Origin of the sequence: Sutterella massiliensis, assembly GCF_016899755.1 — a bacterium.
Lineage (GTDB): Bacteria > Pseudomonadota > Gammaproteobacteria > Burkholderiales > Burkholderiaceae_F > Sutterella > Sutterella massiliensis.
The window spans coordinates 1-642 of record NZ_JACJJC010000202.1; the positions used below are offsets into that span (position 1 = coordinate 1).

Sequence of the window (642 nt, forward strand, 5' to 3'; positions counted from 1 at the left end):
TCAGGAGTTCGGGTACGCCAATCTTGCCGAGTGCGAATGGGGAAAGATGCGGGCCGTCCACATCCTGGCCAAAAAAGCAAAAATGGAACAGGAAGGGAAAGCGCCGGCAACAATCAATCTGCTTGTAAGCGTGTTGAAAGGCGTTGCCAAGCAAGCATGGTCGCTTGATCAAATGAGCGATCACGATAAAGCGGTGATCCTTTCGCTTAAAGGCGCTCGAGGCAGCCGGGCTTCCGCCTCAGAGGGAAGGGCGCTTGAGCCGAATGAGTCTTCAAAGCTCTTTGGCTCGTGCGATATCGATACGACTCACGGATTGCGTGATGCGCTCGTTATTGCCTTGGGTATAGCGAGCGGGCTACGTCGCACAGAAATTGCATCCATTCAAATTAAGGATCTGGATGAAGAAGCCGGGCTTATTCGAGTGATCGGTAAAGGAAACAAACTGCGCAACGTTTACCCTTCGGAAACGGTCTGGTCTCTCATTCGCCGCTGGCGAATCATCCGGGGAGAGGGAGGATGCTCGAATCTTTTTTGTGCAATTCGCAAGGGCGATCACCTCATAACCGCAAAACCCATTTCCGGCAACAGCGTTTACCAAATTCTTCGCCGAAGAGGCACGGCAGCAGGCGTTCGGAATTTCAC

1 protein-coding gene is annotated in these 642 nt (G+C 52.6%); it reads left to right on the forward strand.

Features of this window, described 5'->3' with window-relative positions; all coding sequences use genetic code 11:
• Positions 1-642, forward strand: a 642-nt coding sequence (locus tag H6A60_RS12165) for a tyrosine-type recombinase/integrase (RefSeq protein ID WP_205105001.1), incomplete at both ends; no start/stop codon positions are given.